Source organism: Frigoribacterium sp. CFBP 8766 (genome assembly GCF_014841435.1).
GTDB lineage: Bacteria > Actinomycetota > Actinomycetes > Actinomycetales > Microbacteriaceae > Frigoribacterium.
In genome coordinates this window covers 1-18,491 of the sequence record NZ_JACYTX010000001.1, presented here as the reverse complement: position 1 = coordinate 18,491, position 18,491 = coordinate 1, and the positions used below count along the sequence as shown (strand labels likewise).

14 protein-coding genes and 1 pseudogene are annotated in these 18,491 nt (G+C 72.2%); 10 read left to right on the top strand and 5 right to left on the bottom strand.

Annotated elements, in window-relative coordinates:
• Window positions 1-39: 39 nt before the first annotated feature.
• From trxB to IFT90_RS00065, 3 genes are all read right to left on the bottom strand, one after another.
• Window positions 40-1,047, bottom strand: coding sequence for a thioredoxin-disulfide reductase (trxB, locus tag IFT90_RS00075; RefSeq protein ID WP_192040485.1), 1,008 nt, complete (start codon window positions 1,045-1,047; stop codon window positions 40-42).
• A gap of 219 nt (window positions 1,048-1,266) precedes the next feature.
• Window positions 1,267-2,940 carry a murein biosynthesis integral membrane protein MurJ gene (gene murJ, locus IFT90_RS00070; RefSeq protein WP_371741097.1) on the bottom strand — a complete coding sequence of 558 codons (1,674 nt, stop codon included), beginning with the start codon at window positions 2,938-2,940 and terminating at the stop codon, window positions 1,267-1,269.
• Window positions 2,937-5,246, bottom strand: a complete 2,310-nt coding sequence (locus tag IFT90_RS00065) for a DUF6049 family protein (RefSeq protein ID WP_192040484.1) — start codon at window positions 5,244-5,246, stop codon at window positions 2,937-2,939. Before IFT90_RS00065 ends, murJ begins: the two co-directional genes overlap by 4 nt.
• Window positions 5,247-5,419: 173 nt before the next feature.
• Between IFT90_RS00065 and IFT90_RS00060 the strand changes: the two genes are divergently transcribed.
• The 7 genes and pseudogenes from IFT90_RS00060 (at window position 5,420) to dnaB (ending at window position 12,418) form a co-directional block, all read left to right on the top strand.
• Window positions 5,420-6,850 (top strand): CCA tRNA nucleotidyltransferase, encoded by a 1,431-nt coding sequence (locus IFT90_RS00060; protein WP_192040483.1) that lies wholly within the window; start codon window positions 5,420-5,422, stop codon window positions 6,848-6,850.
• A gap of 16 nt (window positions 6,851-6,866) precedes the next feature.
• The gene (locus IFT90_RS00055; RefSeq protein WP_192040482.1) at window positions 6,867-8,273 is read left to right on the top strand and encodes a sugar ABC transporter substrate-binding protein; all 1,407 of its coding nucleotides are present in this window, start codon (window positions 6,867-6,869) and stop codon (window positions 8,271-8,273) included.
• Window positions 8,274-8,483: 210 nt separating this feature from the next.
• A pseudogene (gene rpsF / locus IFT90_RS00050) lies at window positions 8,484-8,846 on the top strand (30S ribosomal protein S6); the annotation flags it as partial.
• Between the two features lie 111 nt (window positions 8,847-8,957).
• Window positions 8,958-9,533 carry a single-stranded DNA-binding protein gene (locus tag IFT90_RS00045; RefSeq protein WP_192040481.1) on the top strand — a complete coding sequence of 192 codons (576 nt, stop codon included), beginning with the start codon at window positions 8,958-8,960 and terminating at the stop codon, window positions 9,531-9,533.
• 51 nt (window positions 9,534-9,584) lie between these two features.
• Window positions 9,585-9,845, top strand: coding sequence for a 30S ribosomal protein S18 (gene rpsR, locus IFT90_RS00040; RefSeq protein ID WP_055964231.1), 261 nt, complete (start codon window positions 9,585-9,587; stop codon window positions 9,843-9,845).
• A gap of 28 nt (window positions 9,846-9,873) precedes the next feature.
• Window positions 9,874-10,326, top strand: coding sequence for a 50S ribosomal protein L9 (gene rplI, locus IFT90_RS00035; RefSeq protein WP_123547383.1), 453 nt, complete (start codon window positions 9,874-9,876; stop codon window positions 10,324-10,326).
• A gap of 688 nt (window positions 10,327-11,014) precedes the next feature.
• Window positions 11,015-12,418 (top strand): replicative DNA helicase, encoded by a 1,404-nt coding sequence (gene dnaB, locus IFT90_RS00030; protein ID WP_192040480.1) that lies wholly within the window; start codon window positions 11,015-11,017, stop codon window positions 12,416-12,418.
• Between the two features lie 11 nt (window positions 12,419-12,429).
• Here dnaB and IFT90_RS00025 read toward each other — a convergent pair whose 3' ends face one another.
• Window positions 12,430-14,031, bottom strand: coding sequence for an ATP-binding cassette domain-containing protein (locus IFT90_RS00025; protein WP_192040479.1), 1,602 nt, complete (start codon window positions 14,029-14,031; stop codon window positions 12,430-12,432).
• A 341-nt stretch (window positions 14,032-14,372) separates the two neighbouring features.
• Window positions 14,373-14,999, bottom strand: coding sequence for a TetR family transcriptional regulator (locus IFT90_RS00020; RefSeq protein ID WP_192040478.1), 627 nt, complete (start codon window positions 14,997-14,999; stop codon window positions 14,373-14,375).
• A gap of 101 nt (window positions 15,000-15,100) precedes the next feature.
• Between IFT90_RS00020 and IFT90_RS00015 the strand changes: the two genes are divergently transcribed.
• The 3 genes from IFT90_RS00015 (at window position 15,101) to IFT90_RS00005 (ending at window position 18,415) form a co-directional block, all read left to right on the top strand.
• Window positions 15,101-16,957 (top strand): carboxylesterase family protein, encoded by a 1,857-nt coding sequence (locus IFT90_RS00015; RefSeq protein WP_199861616.1) that lies wholly within the window; start codon window positions 15,101-15,103, stop codon window positions 16,955-16,957.
• Between the two features lie 133 nt (window positions 16,958-17,090).
• Entirely contained in the window at window positions 17,091-17,363 is a 273-nt protein-coding gene (locus IFT90_RS00010) for a hypothetical protein (protein WP_192040476.1), read from the top strand.
• Window positions 17,364-17,512: 149 nt separating this feature from the next.
• A complete protein-coding gene (locus IFT90_RS00005) occupies window positions 17,513-18,415 on the top strand; it encodes a phosphotransferase (protein WP_192040475.1) in 903 nt (300 codons plus the stop codon).
• Window positions 18,416-18,491: the final 76 nt, after the last annotated feature.

The following is an 18,491-nucleotide window of genomic DNA, read 5'->3' as shown; positions in this document are numbered from 1 at the left end:
CGTGCGTGCGGGCCGACGTCGTCGACCCGCGGTCGCAGGTCAGGCGGAGACGGGCTCCGGGGCGACCGACTCGGCGGTGTCGATGCCCTCGGCGGCGCCCTCGGTGTTCTCGGCTAGAAAGGTCTGGTCGAGGCTCGCCAGGAAGTGCTCGGCGTCGAGCGCGGCGACGACTCCGGAGCCGGCCGCGGTGGCCGCCTGGCGGTAGGTGTCGTCGACGACGTCGCCCGCTGCGAAGACGCCGCGGAGGTTGGTCTTCGAGCTGCGGCCCTCGACGGCGATGGTGCCGCTCGAGGTGAGGTCGACCTGGCCGTGCACGAGGTGCACGCGGGGGTCGTTGCCGATGGCGATGAAGAGGCCGTCGAGGTCGAGGTCGCTCGTGCTGCCGTCGACCGTGTCGGTCAGCTGCACGCCCGTGGCCTTCTCGTCGCCGAGGATCGCCGTGACCTGCTTGTTGAACAGGAACTCGATCTTGTCGTTGCCCTGCGCGCGGTCCTGCATGATCTTCGAGGCGCGCAGCGTCTCGGAGCGGTGGATGACGTAGACCTTCGAGGCGAAGCGCGTCAGGAACGTCGCCTCCTCCATGGCCGAGTCGCCGCCTCCCACGACCGCGATCTCCTTCTGCTTGAAGAAGAAGCCGTCGCAGGTGGCGCACCAGCTGACGCCGCGGCCGCTGAGGCGCTCCTCGTCGGGCAGGCCGAGCTTGCGGTACGCGCTGCCGGTCGCGAAGATCACGGTCAGCGCCTCCTCGACGGTGCCGCTGCCGAGCGTGACCTTCTTGACGTCGCCCGTCAGGTCGACGCTGGTGACGTCGTCGAGCAGGACCTCGGCGCCGAACTTCTCGGCCTGCTCCTGCAGCTTGAACATGAGCTCGGGGCCCTGGATGCCGTCGGGGAAGCCGGGGAAGTTCTCGACCTCGGTGGTCTTCATGAGCTCGCCGCCCGCCTCGACCGAGCTCGCCACGATCAGCGGCTCGAGACCGGCGCGCGCCGCGTAGATGCCCGCCGTGTAGCCGGCGGGTCCGGAGCCGATGATGATGATCTGGCGCATGGCACCTTCCTCAGTGACGTTCGTGGATGACGGGAGAGGGACTGCGGGCGGTCTGCCCGTCTCGCCCTCGCTCGACCGTCTGGTGCAACACATCCTAGGGTCGGGGCATTCCGTCGGTCCGGGGCTCGCAGACGGCGCTCAGCGACCGGCCTGCCAGCCGGTCGGCGACCGGCTCGGCGACCAGCCTGCCAGCCTGTCGCGACCGGCTCGGCGACAGGGTCAGCGACGCAGGAGGCGCGCTGCCAGCGGGCGCACCCGGCGGATCACCGGGGCGGTCAGGTCGGTCAGCTCGGGCAGGCGGATCAGCGCGAGGAGGCCGAGGTACACCGCGGCCATGACGAGCCCGGCGACGACGACGGTCAGGATGCCGGCGATGCGGCCCGAGTGGGCGAAGCCGTCGGGGGTGAAACCACCCAGCACGGTCACGACGGCGAGCCCGACGGCACCGGCGACCAGCGAGAAGAAGGCGAACTGCAGGTAACGGCGCAGCACCCACCGACCGTCGATGCCGCCGAGCCGGCGCTTCACGAGCACGAGGGCGACGATCGTCTGGGCCGAGCCGGCGATCGAGGTGGTGATCGCGATGGCCACGGCGATGAGCTCGTCGGGCACGACCGCCGACGACATCAGCGTGCCGACGACGAAGATGCCCGACTGGACGATCTGCATGAAGAACGGCGTGCGCTGGTCGTGCAGGGCGAAGAAGACGCGCTGCACGACGAACAGGACGCTGAAGAGCACGAGCCCGGGCATGAAGCCGAGGATGACCTGCGCCATCTGGCTCGCCCCGGTGAAGGTGCTCTCGAAGAAGCTCGCGAACGGGTAGGCCACGACGCACATGGCCACCGTCGCGAAGACCATGAACATGCCGATGGTGCGGAGCGACTGCGACAGGTCGGTGCGCACCGCACGCAGGTCGCCGCGCGAGGCGTGCCCGCTCATGCGCGTGAAGTAGGCGGTCGCGATCGAGACGGCGACGATGCCGTGGGGCAGCATGAACAGCAGCCACGAGTTGGCGAGCACGGCGTTCGAGGCGCCCGTGCCGCTGCCCTCGGACGCGACGCGGCTCTGCACGAGGCCGGCGAGCTGGGTCACGAGCACCATCCCGAAGAGCCAGCCGGCGGCCTTGCCGGTCGCCCCGAGGCCGACGCCGCGCCAGCGGAAGTCGGGACGGAACGACAGCCCCGCACGTCGCCAGAACAGCAGCAGGAACCCTGCCTGTGCCAGGACGCCGAGGCTCGCCGTGCCGGCGAGCACGGTGATGCGGCCGGGGGTCCAGACGTCGACGACCGAGTTCTCTGCCGATCCGCCGAAGAGCACCATGAAGACGACCAGGCCGGCGATGGCGACGACGTTGTTGATGACCGGGGCCCAGGTGAACGGCCCGAAGACCTGGCGGGCGTTGAGCACCTCGCTGAGCAGCGAGTACATCGCGTAGAAGAAGATCTGGGGCAGGCACCAGTAGGCGAACGCCGTGGCGAGGGCGATCGCGTCGGACGTGTAACCACCTTGACCGGTCGACCCTGCCTGTTGGGCGTAGAGCCGCACGAGCAGGGGCGCGAGCAGCGTGCCGACCAGGCCGACCGCCGCGAAGACGATGGTGCCGAGCGTCACGATCTTGTTGATGAACCGCTGGCCGCCGTCGTCGTCCTGGGTGGCGGCACGCACGATCTGCGGCACGAGCACCGCGCTCAGCAGGCCGCCCGCGATGAGGGCGTAGATGTTGTTCGGCAGCTGGTTCGCGAGGGCGAACGAGTCGGCCGCCCGGCTGGCCGACTGGCCGATCGCCGCGGCGAGCACGGCGGTCTTGACGAAGCCGAGCACCCGGGACACCATCGTGCCCGAGGCGAGCAGCACGCTCGCCCGGCCCAGGCCGGCCTGCTGTGCGCTCACGAAGTGACACCCGTCTCGGTGGTGTCAGGTCTGACACCGGTCTCGGTGGTGTCGCTGCCGGCGGCTCCTGCGGCACCGTCCGCACCGGCGGACGTCCCTGCCGCGGCCTCCTCGCGAGCGAGACGCCGCTTGCGGAACGTCCGGTAGATCCCGCCGCCGAACAGCACCAGGAACCCGACGGCGAACACCCACGTGATCGCGGTCTCCCAGCCGGCCTGCACCGAGATGGACACGGTGGACGGCGTCGAGATGGCGACCCCGGTCGCGCTGACGAGGCTGAGCGACACGTCGACGGTCCCGTTGGCGACGGACTGCACCGGGACGCGGACACGGGCCTGCGAGTCGGAGGCGACGGTCACCTCGATGCGGTTCTCCTCGACCGACAGCAGCGAGTTCGACGGCTGCACCATCAGGTAGACGGTGGCCGCCGACGAGGTCGAGTTCTGCACGTAGAGCGGCAGGGAGGTGCGGTCGCCGAGGATGGAGAGGTCGCTGCCCTGCACGATCGAGACGAGACCCGACGTGGCGACCGACTCGGCGTCGGCGTCGGCGACCTCGGCGGCGAGGCCGTCGGGGTTCGCACGCCAGGAGTGCGACGCGAGGGCGAGGGTCCGCAGGCGCGAGGGGGCGGTCACCGTCTGGGGCTGGGCGAGCGCGGTGGAGAAGTCGGAGACGCGGCGGTCGGCTGTCGCGAGGGTGCGCATCAGGGCGGCGCGCGCGTCGTCCTCGGGCTCGTCGACGACGGTGGCGGCGGTCGGGGCGCTGGCCACCGCCTCCTGCAGGGTGCTCTCGGCGGACCACGGGAGGTCGCGCAGCGCTGCCAGCGTCCGCGTCAGGTAGGCGCTGTCGGGCGACCAGCCGCGACCGAGCGTGGCGAGGAGCGTGCGGGCGTCGCTCGGACGCTCGCGGGCGACGGTGGCGACGCTGGCGGAGAGCTCGGCCATCGCCGTGGCCCAGGCCGCGTCGTCGGAGGCGCCGGCCGCCTCCGAGAGGAGCGTCGAGAGCGTGTCGTCCGAGACGAGCCCCGCGGTGGCCCCGAGCTGCGTCGCCGCGTTCTCGGTCGCCCCGGTCGAGACCTCGACGTTCGAGCTGGACAGGATCGTCGAGGTGTACCCGCTGGCGGCCAGGACGTCGAGGTCGGCGGCGACGACCGTGTCGGCCTCGGGCCACGCGACGCCGGTGGTCGACCAGGGCCAGCTCAGCAGCGACTCGGTGGTGGGCAGGGGAGGTGCGGCCGAGGGGTCGTCCGCCTGGCCGGTGCCGGTGCCTCCGGTGCCGGTCCCTCCCGTGCCGTCGGTGCCGGTGCCCCCGGTGCTGCCCTCGGCGGGCGGCTCGACGGCCGAGGGGTCGGACGTGCCGCTCGACGACGGCTCGGGCGTGCCGCTCGGCGTCGGCTCGGCGAACAGCGTCGGGTCGATCAGGGCGTCGAACGAGACGGGCGTCGGGATCGGCGTCGCGCCTCCCTGGCTCAGGCCTGCGACGTCGGCGTCGGCGTACGCGAGCGGGAACATCTCGAGGCCCGACCGCAGCAGCTGGTCGAGCCAGTCGAGGGCGGAGGGCGGTGCCGAGGTGCCGAGCAGCCGGACGGAGGCGATGATCATGGGGTCGACGGCCACCGCGGCCTGCGTGCCCTGCACGGCCCTCAGCTGCCGCGTCAGGGTGCCGTCGATCGAGGTGTACGCCGAGAGGGCGCTCGCGTCGAGCACCCCGTTCTCGGTCTCGGGCGTCGTGATCGGCACGGCCACGGCGACCTTCGTCGCCTGGAAGCTCTCGGCCGGGAACCACGAGACGCTGCTGCGCGCCTGGGCGAGCTGGGCCCCGTCGTCGTCGACCAGGCGGGCCCCGAGCGCCCGAGCGCCCCAGCCGTAGCCGCCGAGCGCGACGGTCGCGGCCGGCACGGTCACGGAGCCGACGGTGCGCGACTGCCCCGACGGGACCTCGGGCACGTCGACGCGCGTCAGGGAGGTGCCGAGGTAGTCGCTCCCGCTCGTCGAGGCGGGCGAGAGCCAGCCGGCGAGCTTGGCGCGGGTGACGAAGGCCTGCCGGTCGAGGTAGATGCGGGCGACGGAGGCCGCCAGGTCGTCCTCGGTCGCGTTCGTGACGACGACGTCGAGCACGAGGTCGCGGTCCGGCACGAGCACGCCCGACTCGGCGGGCGCCAGCGAGAGCGTGACGGCGTCGTCGGGAGCACTCGAGGCGGCGGCGGCCGCGCGGGCGGGCGACGAGCCCGACGACCCGAGGCCGAGCCCGACGACCACGACGAACACCGCCGTCAGCGCGGCGAGCAGGGCGTGGAGTCGTCTCATAGGCAGGGTGCGGCCGGCGCGGGACGGCCGACGAGCATGCCGAGTCTAGGCAATCGAGACCATGCGGTCGCGGTGGGCGCCCCGGGACGCGACCGACGACGGACGGCCTCAGCCCTGGGGAGGAGGCGCCCGCCGCCCGGTGCGCCGGGCGCACTGTGGCAAAGTGGTCGGTCATGGACACCGTCGCCTCCGCAGTCGAGCGACTGGACCGACTGGCCGCCGCTCCCCGCATCGAGAAGCTCGCCGCCGCGTTCGCCGCGGCCGGCCACGAGCTCGCCCTCGTCGGCGGCCCCGTCCGCGACGCGTTCCTCGGCCGCCGGGTCAACGACCTCGACTTCACCACCGACGCCTCCCCCGACGAGATCCTCGAGATCGTCGTGCCCCTCGCCGAGGCGCACTGGGACGTCGGCCGCCAGTTCGGCACCATCGCCGCCCGCGTCGACGGCGAGGTCGTCGAGATCACGACGTACCGCAGCGACGTCTACGACGGCGAGACCCGCAAGCCCGTCGTCGAGTTCGGCGACACCCTCGAGGGCGACCTCGTGCGGCGCGACTTCACCGTCAACGCGATGGCGCTGCGACTGCCCGAGCGGGTGCTCGTCGACCCGTCGGGCGGCGTGGAGGACCTGCTGGCCGGTCGTCTCGCGACGCCGGGCAGCGCCGTCGACTCGTTCCGCGACGACCCGCTCCGCATGATGCGCGCCGCACGCTTCGTCGCGCAGCTCGGCTTCTCCGTGTCGGACGAGGTGCGCGAGGCGATCTCGGCCCGCGCCTCCACCCTGTCGATCGTCTCGGTCGAGCGCGTCGCCGACGAGCTCTCGAAGCTGCTCCGCACCGACACGCCCCGCGACGGCATCCGGCTGATGGTCGACACGGGCCTCGCCGACCACGTCCTGCCCGAGCTCGCGGCGATGCGCCTCGAGATCGACGAGCACCACCACCACAAGGACGTCTACGAGCACAGCCTCACGGTGCTCGACCAGGCCATCGGCTACGAGCGCGAGCGGCACCCGGGCGAGGCTCCCGACCTGACCCTCCGGCTCGCCGCGCTGCTGCACGACTGCGGCAAGCCCGACACCCGCAGGCTCGAGCCGGGCGGGGTCGTGACGTTCCACCACCACGACGTCGTCGGGTCGAAGCTGGCCCGGAAGCGCCTGCGCGCCCTCCGGTTCGACAACGACACGACCAAGGCCGTGTCCCGCCTGATCGAGCTGCACCTCCGCTTCTTCGGGTACACCGAGGGCGCCTGGACCGACTCGGCGGTGCGCCGCTACGTCCGCGACGCCGGCGACGAGCTCGAGCGCCTGCACATGCTGACCCGTGCCGACGTGACGACGCGCAACAAGCGCAAGGCCGACCGGCTCGGCTTCGCCTACGACGACCTCGAGGCCCGCATCGCCGACCTGCGCGAGCGCGAGGCGCTCGACTCGCTCCGTCCCGACCTCGACGGCGACGACATCCAGCGCGTGCTCGGCATCTCCCCCGGCCGCGAGGTCGGCGAGGCGTACCGGTTCCTGCTCGAGCTGCGCACCGAGGAGGGGCCCCTCGGCAGCGAGGTCGCGACCGACCGGCTGCTGGCCTGGTGGGCGGCGCGCGCCTCCTAGGCCGTACTGTCGGGTCGTGCGCACCCGACCCAGCTCCGTCACGATCGCCGCCGCCGTCTGCGTCGTCGTGGTCGCCGGCTCCGCGGCGGGCATCGCCGCCTTCGGCGCCTCCCACTCGTCCGAGGGCGCGACGGCGTCGCCCGGCCGTGACGGTCGGACGACCGTCACCGTGCGGCTCTGGGACGAGGGCGTGGCCGCCGGCTACGAGAAGTCGTTCGCGACCTTCGAGCGCGACAACCCGACGATCGACGTGGACGTCGAGGTGGTGCCCTACGCCGAGTACGCCGCCGACCTCGAGTCGGACGTCGACGACGGCAGCGCCCCCGACGTCTACTGGCTGAACAGCGCCGCCTACGCCGACCAGGCCGAGGCGGGCGACCTGCTCGACGTCGACCGAGTGCTCGGCGCCTCGGCGCACCGCGCCTGGAGCCCCGAGGTCACCGAGCAGTACACGCTCGACGGCCGGCTCTGGGGCGTGCCCCAGCTCAGCGACGGCGGCGTCGCGCTCTACTACAACGCCGACCTGCTCGCCGCGGCGGGAATCGACCCCGCCGCGCTCGACGAGCTGACCTGGGCGCCCGGCGGCGGCGAGGGCGACACCCTGCTGCCGGTGCTCGAGCAGCTGACCCGCGACGCGCAGGGCCGCAGCGCCGCCGACCCCGCCTTCGACGGCACGCCGGTGCAGTACGGCTACAACGCCGGCGAGGACCTGCAGGCGATCTGGCTCGACTACCTCGGGTCGAACGGGGCGAGCCTCGAGGACGCGACGGGCACCTCCTTCGAGCTGGACACGCCGGAGGCGCAGGCCGCGTTCCAGTACGTGGTCGACCTGGTGCAGCAGCACCGGGTCGCTCCCCCGGCGTCGCTCACCAACGCCGACCCGGACTACAGCCGCGACCAGTTCACCTCCGGCCACATGGCGCTGTTCCAGTCGGGGCTGTACAGCCTGGCGCCGGTCGCGGCCGGGTCCGACTTCACCTGGGGCGTCGCGCGCATGCCCGCCGGCCCCGAGGGCCGGGTCAGCGTGTCGAACGGCATCGTCGCGGCAGGCAACGCCCACACGCCCCACCTCGACGCCACGGCGCGGGTGCTCGCCTGGCTCGGCTCGACCGACGGCTCGCGCTACATCGGCGCCGAGGGAGCGGCCGTGCCCGCCGTGCTCGGCGCCCAGGCCGCCTACTACGAGCACTGGTCGGACCAGGGCGTCGACGTGGCGCCGTTCTTCGACGTCGTCTCGTCGGGGCGCTCGATCCCGGCCCCGACCGGCATCTGGGGCGACGCCGAGCCGGTCGTCGACCCGGTGCTCGACGAGATGTTCCTCGGCACGACGACGGTCGAGGAGGCGCTGGCCAGGGCCCAGGAGCTGGCGACGGCCACGCTCGAGGACGACCCCGGCGAGGGCGGGCGCGGGACGCCTCGCTGATCGGTCGCCTCGCTGATCGGGCGCCGGGCTGCCCGGGCGCCGGGCTGATCGTCGTGCGCTGGTCGCTGGCCACTAGCCCGGCATTGTGCGAGGCGGGGCGACCGGCTACGCTGGGAAGGTTGCGTCTGCCCCCGGGCGGGCGCGACGTCATGAACACCCTCCTGCTGCAGAACGTCTGTAGCCGCGAAGTCCGAAGGAGGTGGGTTAGTCATGCACCAGTACGAACTGATGGTCATCCTGGACCCCGAGATCGATGAGCGCACCGTCGCCCCGAGCTTGGACAAGTTCCTCAACGTCATCCGCAACGACGGCGGCACGATCGACAACATCGACATCTGGGGTCGTCGTCGTCTCGCCTACGAGATCAAGAAGAAGACCGAGGGCATCTACGCCGTCGTCAACATGACCTCGAACTCGGCCGCCACGGTCGAGCTCGACCGTCAGCTGGGTCTCTCCGAGGCCGTGCTCCGCACCAAGGTGCTGCGCGCCGAGGAGGCCATCGCGATGGTCGCCGAGGCCAAGAAGCTCTCGGACGAGAAGGCTGCCCGCAAGGCCGCCAAGGCTCCCGCCGCTGCTCCGGCCGCCGCTGCTGCACCGGCCTCCGCCGGTGCCGCGACGCCTGCCGGCTCCGCGACCCCTGCCGCTCCCGCTGCGCCCGCCGCACCGAAGGCTGCCGAGTAGCCGATGGCAGGCGAGACCGTCATCACAGTGGTGGGCAACCTCACCAGTGACCCCGAGCTGCGCTACACGCAGAACGGGCTCGCGGTCGCGAACTTCACCATCGCGTCGACCCCCCGCACGTTGGACCGCGCGTCCAACGAGTGGAAGGACGGCGAGGCGCTCTTCCTCCGTGCCAGCGTCTGGCGCGAGTTCGCCGAGCACGTGGCGTCGTCGCTGACGAAGGGCTCGCGCGTCATCGTGCAGGGCCGTCTGAAGCAGCGCAGCTACGAGACGAAAGAGGGCGAGAAGCGCACCAGCTTCGAGCTCGACGTCGACGAGATCGGCCCCTCGCTCCGCTACGCGACCGCTCAGGTCACGCGTGCGGCCTCGTCTCGCGAAGGCGGCGGCGGCGGTGGCTCCTTCGGGGGCAACCGCGGCGGCGGCCAGCAGGGCCAGGTCGGCGGCGGCCAGCAGTCCGAGCCGTGGGGCCAGTCCGCACCGGCTCAGGGCGGCGGCCAGCAGGGCGGCGGTTCCCAGGGCGGCGACGTCTGGAACACCCCCGGCGGCGGCGGCACCTACAACGACGAGACGCCTTTCTAGGCCTCGTCGCACCTCACTTCTTCTTCATCTGAACTCGAAAGCAGAAAAACAATGGCTGGAAAGAGCAGCGGCGACCGCCGCAAGCCCCTCCGCGGCAAGGGCGGCAAGAACGCCGCTCCCGCGAAGGCGATCCGCGTCGGCGTCATCGACTACAAGGACGTCGCGACCCTCCGCAAGTTCATCTCGGAGCGTGGAAAGATCCGCGCCCGTCGCATCACCGGCGTCTCCGTCCAGGAGCAGCGCCTCATCGCCCGTGCCGTGAAGAACGCCCGCGAGATGGCGCTCCTCCCCTACGCCGGCTCCGGCCGCTGATCAGCGGCGAACGGAAGAGAGAGCAACCATGTCCAAAGTGATCCTCACGCACGAGGTCTCCGGCCTCGGCTCGGCCGGTGACGTCGTCGACGTCAAGAACGGCTACGCCCGCAACTACCTCGTCCCCCAGGGCTTCGCCGTGGCGTGGTCGCGTGGTGGCGAGAAGCAGGTCGAGCAGATCCGCACCGCCCGCGAGACCCGCGAGCTCAAGACCATCGAGGAGGCGCACGACCTCAAGGCCCGCCTCGAGGCCCAGAAGATCCGCCTCACGGTCAAGACCGGTGCCGACGGCCGCCTGTTCGGCTCCGTCCGTCCCGGCGACGTCGCGGACGCGGTCAACGCCCAGGGCGTCGCGACCATCGACAAGCGCAAGGTCGAGATCCCGACCGCGATCAAGCTCGTGGGCGACCACGAGGCGACCCTGCGCCTGCGCGAGGACGTCGTCGCGACGATCACCCTCACGGTGGTCAGCGCGAAGTAGTCCCGCGCTGCGTCAGCAGCCAGCACCACCGCAGCACAGCAGAGCGGCGGCCCCCTCGGGGGTCGCCGCTCTTCTGCGTGCCCAGGGCGCGTCAGCCGGCTCAGGGTGGGCTCGACAGGGCCGACTCCTCTGCGCGCGGGCCTCGATGCCCCGTTCCGGACAAGATGCCTCCGCGTGCCGCGTCATCTCGTCCGGAAGGCCACACGGAGGGCACGAGGCGGTCCACGAGGGTCCCGCAGGAAACGGCGAACAGCCCCCGAACAGGGGGTTACGTCAAGCTGAACGCGACCTGCGCTCGTACCGGGTGCCGCGCCTCCTTGTCAACTTGTCTGTGCACAGCCGGATGTCAAATCGGGACTCTCAACCCACGGTTCAAGGAACTTTCTACACACAGGCTGCGGGAAAATAAAGCCCAGGTCAGAATGCCCAAGTCGCTGCGAAGTATCTGTTTGTCCACAGGACGATCCACAGTTGTCAACAAGCACCCCCGGCGTTTCTCACCGGTTCTCCCCAGAGTTATCCACAGGTGCATTTGCTGTGGAGAACTAGGTGTCCATAAGGTGTACCGCGCTCGCCAGACGGGGGTCGCGGGGGCTCGGCACGGGGATGTCGGTCGCTCGCTGTAGAACCGTCCTGGACGACGTCCGTCGCCGTCCGGCACGCACCCGAACACCCTGCAGGAGGTCCCATGTCGATCGCTCACCTCGGTATCGCGAGCGGCACCTCCGGCGACAGCGACCGGCAGCCGCGCAGCGACCGCGGCGGCATGGGCACGGGCATGGACCGGGTGCCCCCGCACGACCTGCTGGCCGAGCAGAGCACCATCGGCGGCATGCTGCTGAGCAAGGACGCGGTGGCCGACGTCATCGAGACCGTCCGCGGCATGGACTTCTACGTGCCGAAGCACGAGGTCATCTACGACGCCATCCTCGGCCTGTACTCGCACGGCGAGCCCACCGACGTCATCACGGTCAGCGACGAGCTGATGAAGTCGGGCGACCTGTCGAGGGCAGGAGGCGCGGAGTACCTCCACACGCTCACCGGCGTCGTGCCCACGGCCGCCAACGCCGGCTACTACGCGTCGATCGTCGCCGAGAAGGCGGTGCTGCGGCGCCTGGTCGAGGCCGGCACCCGCATCGTGCAGATGGGCTACGCGAGCGAGGGCGAGGTCGTCGACCTGGTCAACAACGCGCAGGCCGAGGTCTACAACGTCGCCGGGGGAGTCCAGACCGAGGACTACGTGCCCCTGAACGAGGCCGTGACGGTCGCGATCGACGAGATCGAGGCGGCCAAGGGCCGTGACGGGCAGATGACCGGCGTGCCCACCGGCTTCGCGCAGCTGGACGCGCTGACCAACGGGTTCCACCCCGGGCAGCTGATCATCGTGGCGGCGCGACCGGCGCTCGGCAAGTCGACGCTGGCGCTCGACCTCGCGCGGGCGGCGTCGATCAAGCACGGCCAGGCCTCGGTCTTCTTCTCGCTCGAGATGGGGCGCAGCGAGATCGCGATGCGCCTGATGTCGGCCGAGTCGAGCGTGCCGCTGCAGAACATGCGCAAGGGCACCGTCGACGCGCGCGACTGGACCAACATCGCGCAGGTGCGCGGTCGCATCAACGACGCGCCCCTGTTCATCGACGACTCCCCCAACATGACGCTGGTCGAGATCCGGGCGAAGTGCCGTCGGCTGAAGCAGCAGCACAACCTCAAGCTCGTGGTGATCGACTACCTGCAGCTGATGACCTCGGGCAAGCGTGTCGAGAGCCGTCAGCAGGAGGTCTCGGAGTTCTCGCGTGCGCTCAAGCTGATGGCGAAGGAGCTGCAGGTGCCGGTCATCGCGCTGTCGCAGCTGAACCGTGGCCCTGAGCAGCGTGCCGACAAGAAGCCCGCGATCAGCGACCTGCGAGAGTCCGGCTCGCTCGAGCAGGACGCCGACATGGTCATCCTGCTGCACCGCGAGTCCGCCTACGAGAAGGACAACCCGCGCCAGGGCGAGGCCGACTTCATCGTCGCCAAGCACCGCAACGGCCCGACGGACACGATCACCGTGGCCTTCCACGGCATGTTCTCGCGGTTCGTGGACATGCCCAGCTAGACCCGTCACCGTCAGTCGAGGGCGACGCGGGCGTGCAGCCCGAGCCGGTCGAGGAACCTCTCGTCGTGGCTGACGATCACGAGGCCGCCGCGCCAGGCCGCGAGCACGTCGACGAGGTGGTCGGTGGTCGCCATGTCGAGGTCGTTCGTCGGCTCGTCGAGCACGAGCAGCTGGGGGACCGGGTCGGCGAGCACCAGGCCCGCGAGGGCCACGCGGAAACGTTCTCCTCCGGACAGTGTGGCCGTCGTCCGGTCGACGACTGAGCCACGGACGAGGAGACGCGCGAGGGCGTTGCGAAGCTCACGGTCGGGCACGGCGGGAGCGGCGCGGGCGACGTGCTCGAGGACGGTGTCGTCGTCGTCGAGCAGCCCGTCGCGGCGCTGGGGCAGCCAGGCGACCCGTTCGGTGAGCGACGTCGCCCCCGTGGCGGGCAGGGGGTGCGGCCTCACGCCATGGACGCCGACGAGCTGCTCGAGCAGCGTCGTCTTGCCCGTGCCGTTCGCGCCGACGACCGCGATCCGCTCCGGCCCCTGCAGCACGGTGGTCCTGCCCCGCACGGTCAGCTCCACGAGGCGCCGCCCCGCCGGGATCGCCGGATCGGGCAGGTCGACCCGGACGGCGTCGTCGTCCCTCACTGCTCGTGAGGCGACGTCGACCTGGTCCCTGGCCCGCGCCTCCGCGTCCCCGTGCCCCGAGCGCAGCCGGCCCGCCGTCGCTTCCGCCTTGTTCCTCCTCGCGTGGGCGATGATCGCGGGCATCGACTCCGCCGAGCGTCGCCCGGCCCGCGCTCGACGCGCGATCGTCGTCTCGGCCTCGATGCGCTGCCTTCGCTCGGCGCGCAGCAGCTGATCGGCGTCGCGCAGGTCGCGCTCGGCAGCCGACCGCTCGACGGCCAGGCGCTGCTCGAAGTCGGACCACGTCCCTCCCGAGGTGCGGATCGAGCCGTCGCGCAGCTCGGCGATCTCGTCGACGTGCTCGAGCAGCTCGCGGTCGTGGCTCACGACGACGAGCGTTCCGCGCCAGCGATCGACGAGGTCGAGCAGCAGCCCGCGCGACCGGAGGTCGAGGTCGTTCGTCGGCTCGTCGAGCACGGCGACGGGCCGGTCGCGCAGCCGCACGCCGGTGACGGCGGTGAGGACGGCCTGGCCGCCCGACAGGGTCGCGACCGGACGGAGCAGGTCCCCGGTGTCGAGGTCGAGCCCGACCTCGCTGAGGGCGGCGGCGGCCCGGGCCTCGAGGTCCCAGTCGTCGCCGAGGGCGTCGAAGTGGCGCGGATCGGGGTCGCCGCCGAGGATCGCGTGCAGGGCGTCGAGCCGCGGGCGGATGCCGAGCAGGTCGGCGACGGTGTCGTCGGGTCCGCGACGGAGGCGCTGCGGCAGCAGGTCGACCGGTCCGGTCGTCGAGACCCTCCCGCCGGTGGGGGCGAGATCGCCCGTGACGAGGCGGACGAGCGTCGACTTGCCGGCGCCGTTGGCCCCGACGAGGCCGGTACGGCCCCGCCCGAAGGCCGTGGTGACCCGGTCGAGGACGACGGCGCCGTCGGGCCAGGCGAACGAGCACTCGGTGAGGACGACGGACGGTGAGGGCGTGGTGGTGCTGAGGGTGGAGGGCACGGTGCTCCCGGTGATGGTGTCGGCGCACGACACCACCGCGCTCCCGGCCGGAGGCGGGGGAGCGTCGGCCTCGCCCGGGTAAGCGGGCGGGCACGGGCGGAGTCAGTGCGAGGGCAGCTGCTGCGTCGTGGACGCAGTACCGGTGCTGGTGCGCAATGGGCCGTCTTCCGTGCGAGGAGCCCCCGTGTCCGCGAGCCGTCCGGTCGGCCGGTGAGGTGGCCGCGCCGACGTCGCGGCTCGCGACGGGGTACGCGCCGATGCTAGGCGCAGGGTGCGGAGCGGCGCAAGGGCGTGACGCGGTGCGGCGCCCGGTGCGCGGGGCCCGCCGCCCACCGCGAGCCCTACGGCGCAGCCGACTCGACCGTCAGCCCGCGGATCACCGCCGTCACCGCGACGACCTGCGTCCGCACGCCGTCGGGATCGACGGCCGCCTGGCCGACCGCGCCCACGTGGGCGGCGACCACCGCCTTCGCCAGGAGGGCCGGCTCGACGACGGGCTCGCGTCCGTGGACGGCGGCGAGGGCGACGAACCGAGCGCCCAGCTCGGCCGCGACGGCGCCGTCGTCGATCCTCATCAGGTCGGCGAAGACGGGGTCCGCCGCCGCCCGTGCGAGCAGCACCGACCGCAGCGAGAACCACTCCCTGCTGTCGGGCAGCGAGTCCAGGAGGTGGCCCACCGCCTCCTCGAGGGAGTCCTGCCGCCCCTCACCTGACATCTGCGCCTCCAGGGCCGCCCACAGGCGGTGCCAGACCCGGCCCGCCTGCTCCTCGTGCAACGCGAGGTAGAGCTGGTCGACGCTGGTGAAGTTCGAGTAGAAGGCCCCGCGGGTGAAGCCCGCCCGCGCGCAGAGGGCCTCGACGCTCTGGCTGATCGTGCCGCTCGCCTCGAACAGGTCGGCCGCAGCCCCGAGGAGGCGACGCCGGGTGTCGGTCCGTCGCCGCACCGAGGGGGTTTCTCCGTCGTTCACGGGACGAGCCTATGCGCCCCGACCCCCACCCCCTCCAGGTTGAGTGCAGTTCGTATCGAGTACGGTTCGTATTGAGTACGGACCGCATCGAGAGGATCAGGGTGACGAAGAGAACGCAGGACGGATCAGGCAGCAGATCGCACGGCAGGAGGTGGTGGCTGCCGACCGCAGCCGTGGCGCTGGTCGGCGCGGTGGTCGCCTGGCTGAACCAGGCTCCGTGGTGGGGGTGGCTGTTCGTCGCTGCGACCGTCGCGGCGGCCGCGCTCCTCTCGCGGACGTGGCGGCGTCGACGGTGGTTCGTCCGCGGCGCAGCGTGGGTCGGGGTGGCGGCCCTCACCGGCGGCGTGGCCCTGGCTGCGGGGCCGATCGTCGGCACCCGGACCCTGGGCGGCCCCCACACGGACCCCGTGACGACCGCCCAGGGCGACGTGGTCGGCGTGCACGACGCGAGCGCCCGGGTGGACGCCTTCGCGGGCATCCCCTACGCGGCCCCGCCGGTCGGCGACCTGAGGTGGGAGGCGCCGCAGCCGGCCCCCGCACGATCCGAGACCCTCGTCGCCGACGACTTCGGCACCTCCGTGGTCCAGGCCGAGCCCAGTTTCGTCACCCGGGCCGGGACCCGCGTGCTCGACCTGCCGCTCGAGCAGACGCTGCTGGGCGGGTACGCGACCGACGAGGACAGCCTGCGGCTGAACGTCTGGAGACCGTCGGAGGCGCCTCCTGCGCCCCTGCCCGTGCTCGTCTACCTGCACGGCGGCGGGTTCGTCGCCGGCTCGGGCGCACTGCCCGCCTACGACGGGACCGCCCTGGCCTCCACCGGCCGAGCCGTCGTCGTCACGATCAACTACCGCCTCGGGGTGTTCGGGTTCTTGGACAGCACAGCCTTGGACAGCACAGCCTTGGCCGGCGACGAACTCGGCGGCAGCACCCCCGGCAACCAGGGCCTGCTCGACCAGCTCGCCGCCCTGCAGTGGGTGCACGACAACATCGGCGAGTTCGGCGGGGACCCGGGGCAGGTCACCGTCGCGGGGGAGTCGGCAGGCTCGGGGGCGGCGTGCATCCTGGGCGTCTCGCCCCTGGCCACGGGCCTCGTCCACGGACTGATCGGCGAGAGCGGGGGGTGCCTGGGCAGTGCGGGCGACCGCGACGGGGGCGACCTGTACGACGACGCCGAGCACGCCCGCGAGGCCGCTCGCGGCCTGAGCGACGCACTCGGCGGCGCGACCCTGGCGGAGATGCGCGAGATGCCGGCCGAGCGCATCGCGAAGGCCGCGGCGGCCGCGGACCTCGCGACGCACTGGTGGCCCGTCGTCGGCGACGCCGTGCTGCCCGACACCCCGTCGGCCCTCTACGAGGCGGGGCTGCAGAACGACGTCCCCCTGCTGCTCGGCAGCAACGCCGACGAGACGTCCCTCGACCTGATCAGCGGGGTCGACCCGGACCCGGCGACGTGGGCCCGGGAGGCCCGCGACGAGTACGGGGACGACGCCGACGAGTTCCTCGCGCTGTACCCGGGAGGAGACGAGGAGGAGGTGACCGAGTCGCGGATCCGGTCCGGCACCGACCAGTCCATGACCGCCCCGATGCGGAAGTGGGGCCTGACGGCCGCCAGTTCGGGGACGTCGCCGGTGTATCCCTACTACTTCACTCGCGTCCCCCCGGACCCGGACCTCGAGCGCTTCGGCGCCTACCACGGCTCCGAGGTGATGTACGCGTACGGCAACCTCGGCGCCGACGGGGACATCGACTACACGAGCGTCGACCGTCGCCTCGAGTCGGAGATGACGGGGTACTGGCTCGACTTCGCCACGCGGGGCGATCCGAACGGAGCCGACCGTGAACGGTGGCCGACCCTGCAGGAGGCGCCCGACAGCGTCCTGGAACTCGGCGACGTCACCTCCGTCACGTCGCGCCCGTCGGCGGAGGCGGTCGACTTCTGGCTGCGCCGGGAGGGCTGAGGCTGCGGGCTCACGACGAAGGGACGCCGCCCGGTTCGGTGACGGCCCTGCGTCCGTGCGGGGAGTCCTGCTCAGCCTGCGATCGCACCTCGCGGGGACGCGGAGAGAGTCGGACGTCTGGCATCCTCGGTCCATGCGCGACGAGACGGATCTGCCCAGGGCTCGACCCGTCGAGGTGCGTGAGGTCGTCGAGCAGCGGTCGCCGTGGCCGTCCGTCAGGGAGGTCGTGACCAACGTGCTGCTGGTCTTCGTCGGCGGCGCCCTGTTCTGGTTCGTCGCCGATCGGCTCGAGGAGCCGATGGGGGTCGCCTTCGTCGTCCTCGCAGGCGTCTGGATCGCGGGCACAGTGCTCGCCCGCCTCCTTCGACGACGGCGTCCTGCCGGGGCGGCCGACGCGGACGAGTGACCCGCCGCTGACCGTCGTCGAGCGGGGGAGGCGCGAGCACGGCACGGGACGGGACGGCGAAGGCGCGAGGAACACCGGAAAGGGACGACGTATCCGGAGGCCCCAGGGCATGTCGTCCCTTTCCGGGCATCTCACCGAGAGGAGCGGACATGACCAGGACGACTTGGGCAGAGGTGCCCACCACGGTGCGCCGTGCACTCGAGGAGGCGCTGGGCGACCAGGTCGAGGAGGCGGCGAGCCAGTCGGGAGGGTTCTCCTCCGGCAGCGCCGATCGGCTGGTGCTCCGCAGCGGGCGACGGGTCTTCGCGAAGTCGGTGAGCCGATCGCGCAACGCCGTCACCCATGAGCTGCACCGGCGGGAGGCCGCGGTCGTCCGGGGTCTGCCCGCGTCGGTGTCGGCACCCCGAGTGGTCGCGACGGTCGAGCAGGACGACTGGGTCGTCGTGGCGTTCGAGGACGTCGACGGCCGTCACCCCGGGCCGGACGACACGACGGTCGTGCTCGACGCGCTGGCCGACCTGCCCCGCATCACCGACACCTCGCTGCTGCCGCGCCTCCCGGACGAGCTCACGCCCGACTCCACGAGCTGGGTGCGCCTGAGCGAGGCCGGGGCGAAGGGAGGGCTCGATCCCTGGGTCACCGCGCACCTCGACCGGCTGCGCGACGCCTCGGCGCAGCTCCCTGGCGCAGCGGCGGGGGAGCACCTGGTGCACCTCGACTGCCGTGCCGACAACCTCCTCCTCGACGCCAGCTCGCGCGTGTGGCTGGCCGACTGGCCGTGGGCCTCGGTCGGCGCGCCGTGGTTCGACTCGGTGACCTACCTGCTCGATGTGCTCGTGCGCGACCCGCGCAGCGACGTGGAGGGGCACCTCCTGCACGACTCCCTGCGGGAGGTGCCGCCGGAAGCGGTCGACGCGGTCCTCGCGGGTCTCGCCGGTTCGTGGACGGAGGCGCTGAGGACGCCCGCACCGGCGGACATGCCGACCCTCCGGGAGTTCCAACGGCGGGAGGCCGCCGCCGCCCTGGGCTGGCTGAGGCGGCGCTGGGCCTGAGGCCCGCCCGGGCGCACGGAAAAACCCCATCCCGCTCACGAAGCGGGATGGGGTTCCACCGGGATGCCGGCCCTAC

What these genes read in the sequence shown, in the direction of transcription:
- dnaB (WP_192040480.1), top strand. Translation starts at nt 11,015, where the DNA reads ATGTCGATCGCTCACCTCGGTATCGCGAGCGGCACCTCCGGCGACAGC.
- IFT90_RS00010 (WP_192040476.1), top strand. Translation starts at nt 17,091, where the DNA reads ATGCGCGACGAGACGGATCTGCCCAGGGCTCGACCCGTCGAGGTGCGT.
- rplI (WP_123547383.1), top strand. Translation starts at nt 9,874, where the DNA reads ATGTCCAAAGTGATCCTCACGCACGAGGTCTCCGGCCTCGGCTCGGCC.
- trxB (WP_192040485.1), bottom strand. Translation starts at nt 1,047, where the DNA reads ATGCGCCAGATCATCATCATCGGCTCCGGACCCGCCGGCTACACGGCG.
- IFT90_RS00065 (WP_192040484.1), bottom strand. Translation starts at nt 5,246, where the DNA reads ATGAGACGACTCCACGCCCTGCTCGCCGCGCTGACGGCGGTGTTCGTC.
- rpsR (WP_055964231.1), top strand. Translation starts at nt 9,585, where the DNA reads ATGGCTGGAAAGAGCAGCGGCGACCGCCGCAAGCCCCTCCGCGGCAAG.
- IFT90_RS00060 (WP_192040483.1), top strand. Translation starts at nt 5,420, where the DNA reads ATGGACACCGTCGCCTCCGCAGTCGAGCGACTGGACCGACTGGCCGCC.
- IFT90_RS00005 (WP_192040475.1), top strand. Translation starts at nt 17,513, where the DNA reads ATGACCAGGACGACTTGGGCAGAGGTGCCCACCACGGTGCGCCGTGCA.
- IFT90_RS00045 (WP_192040481.1), top strand. Translation starts at nt 8,958, where the DNA reads ATGGCAGGCGAGACCGTCATCACAGTGGTGGGCAACCTCACCAGTGAC.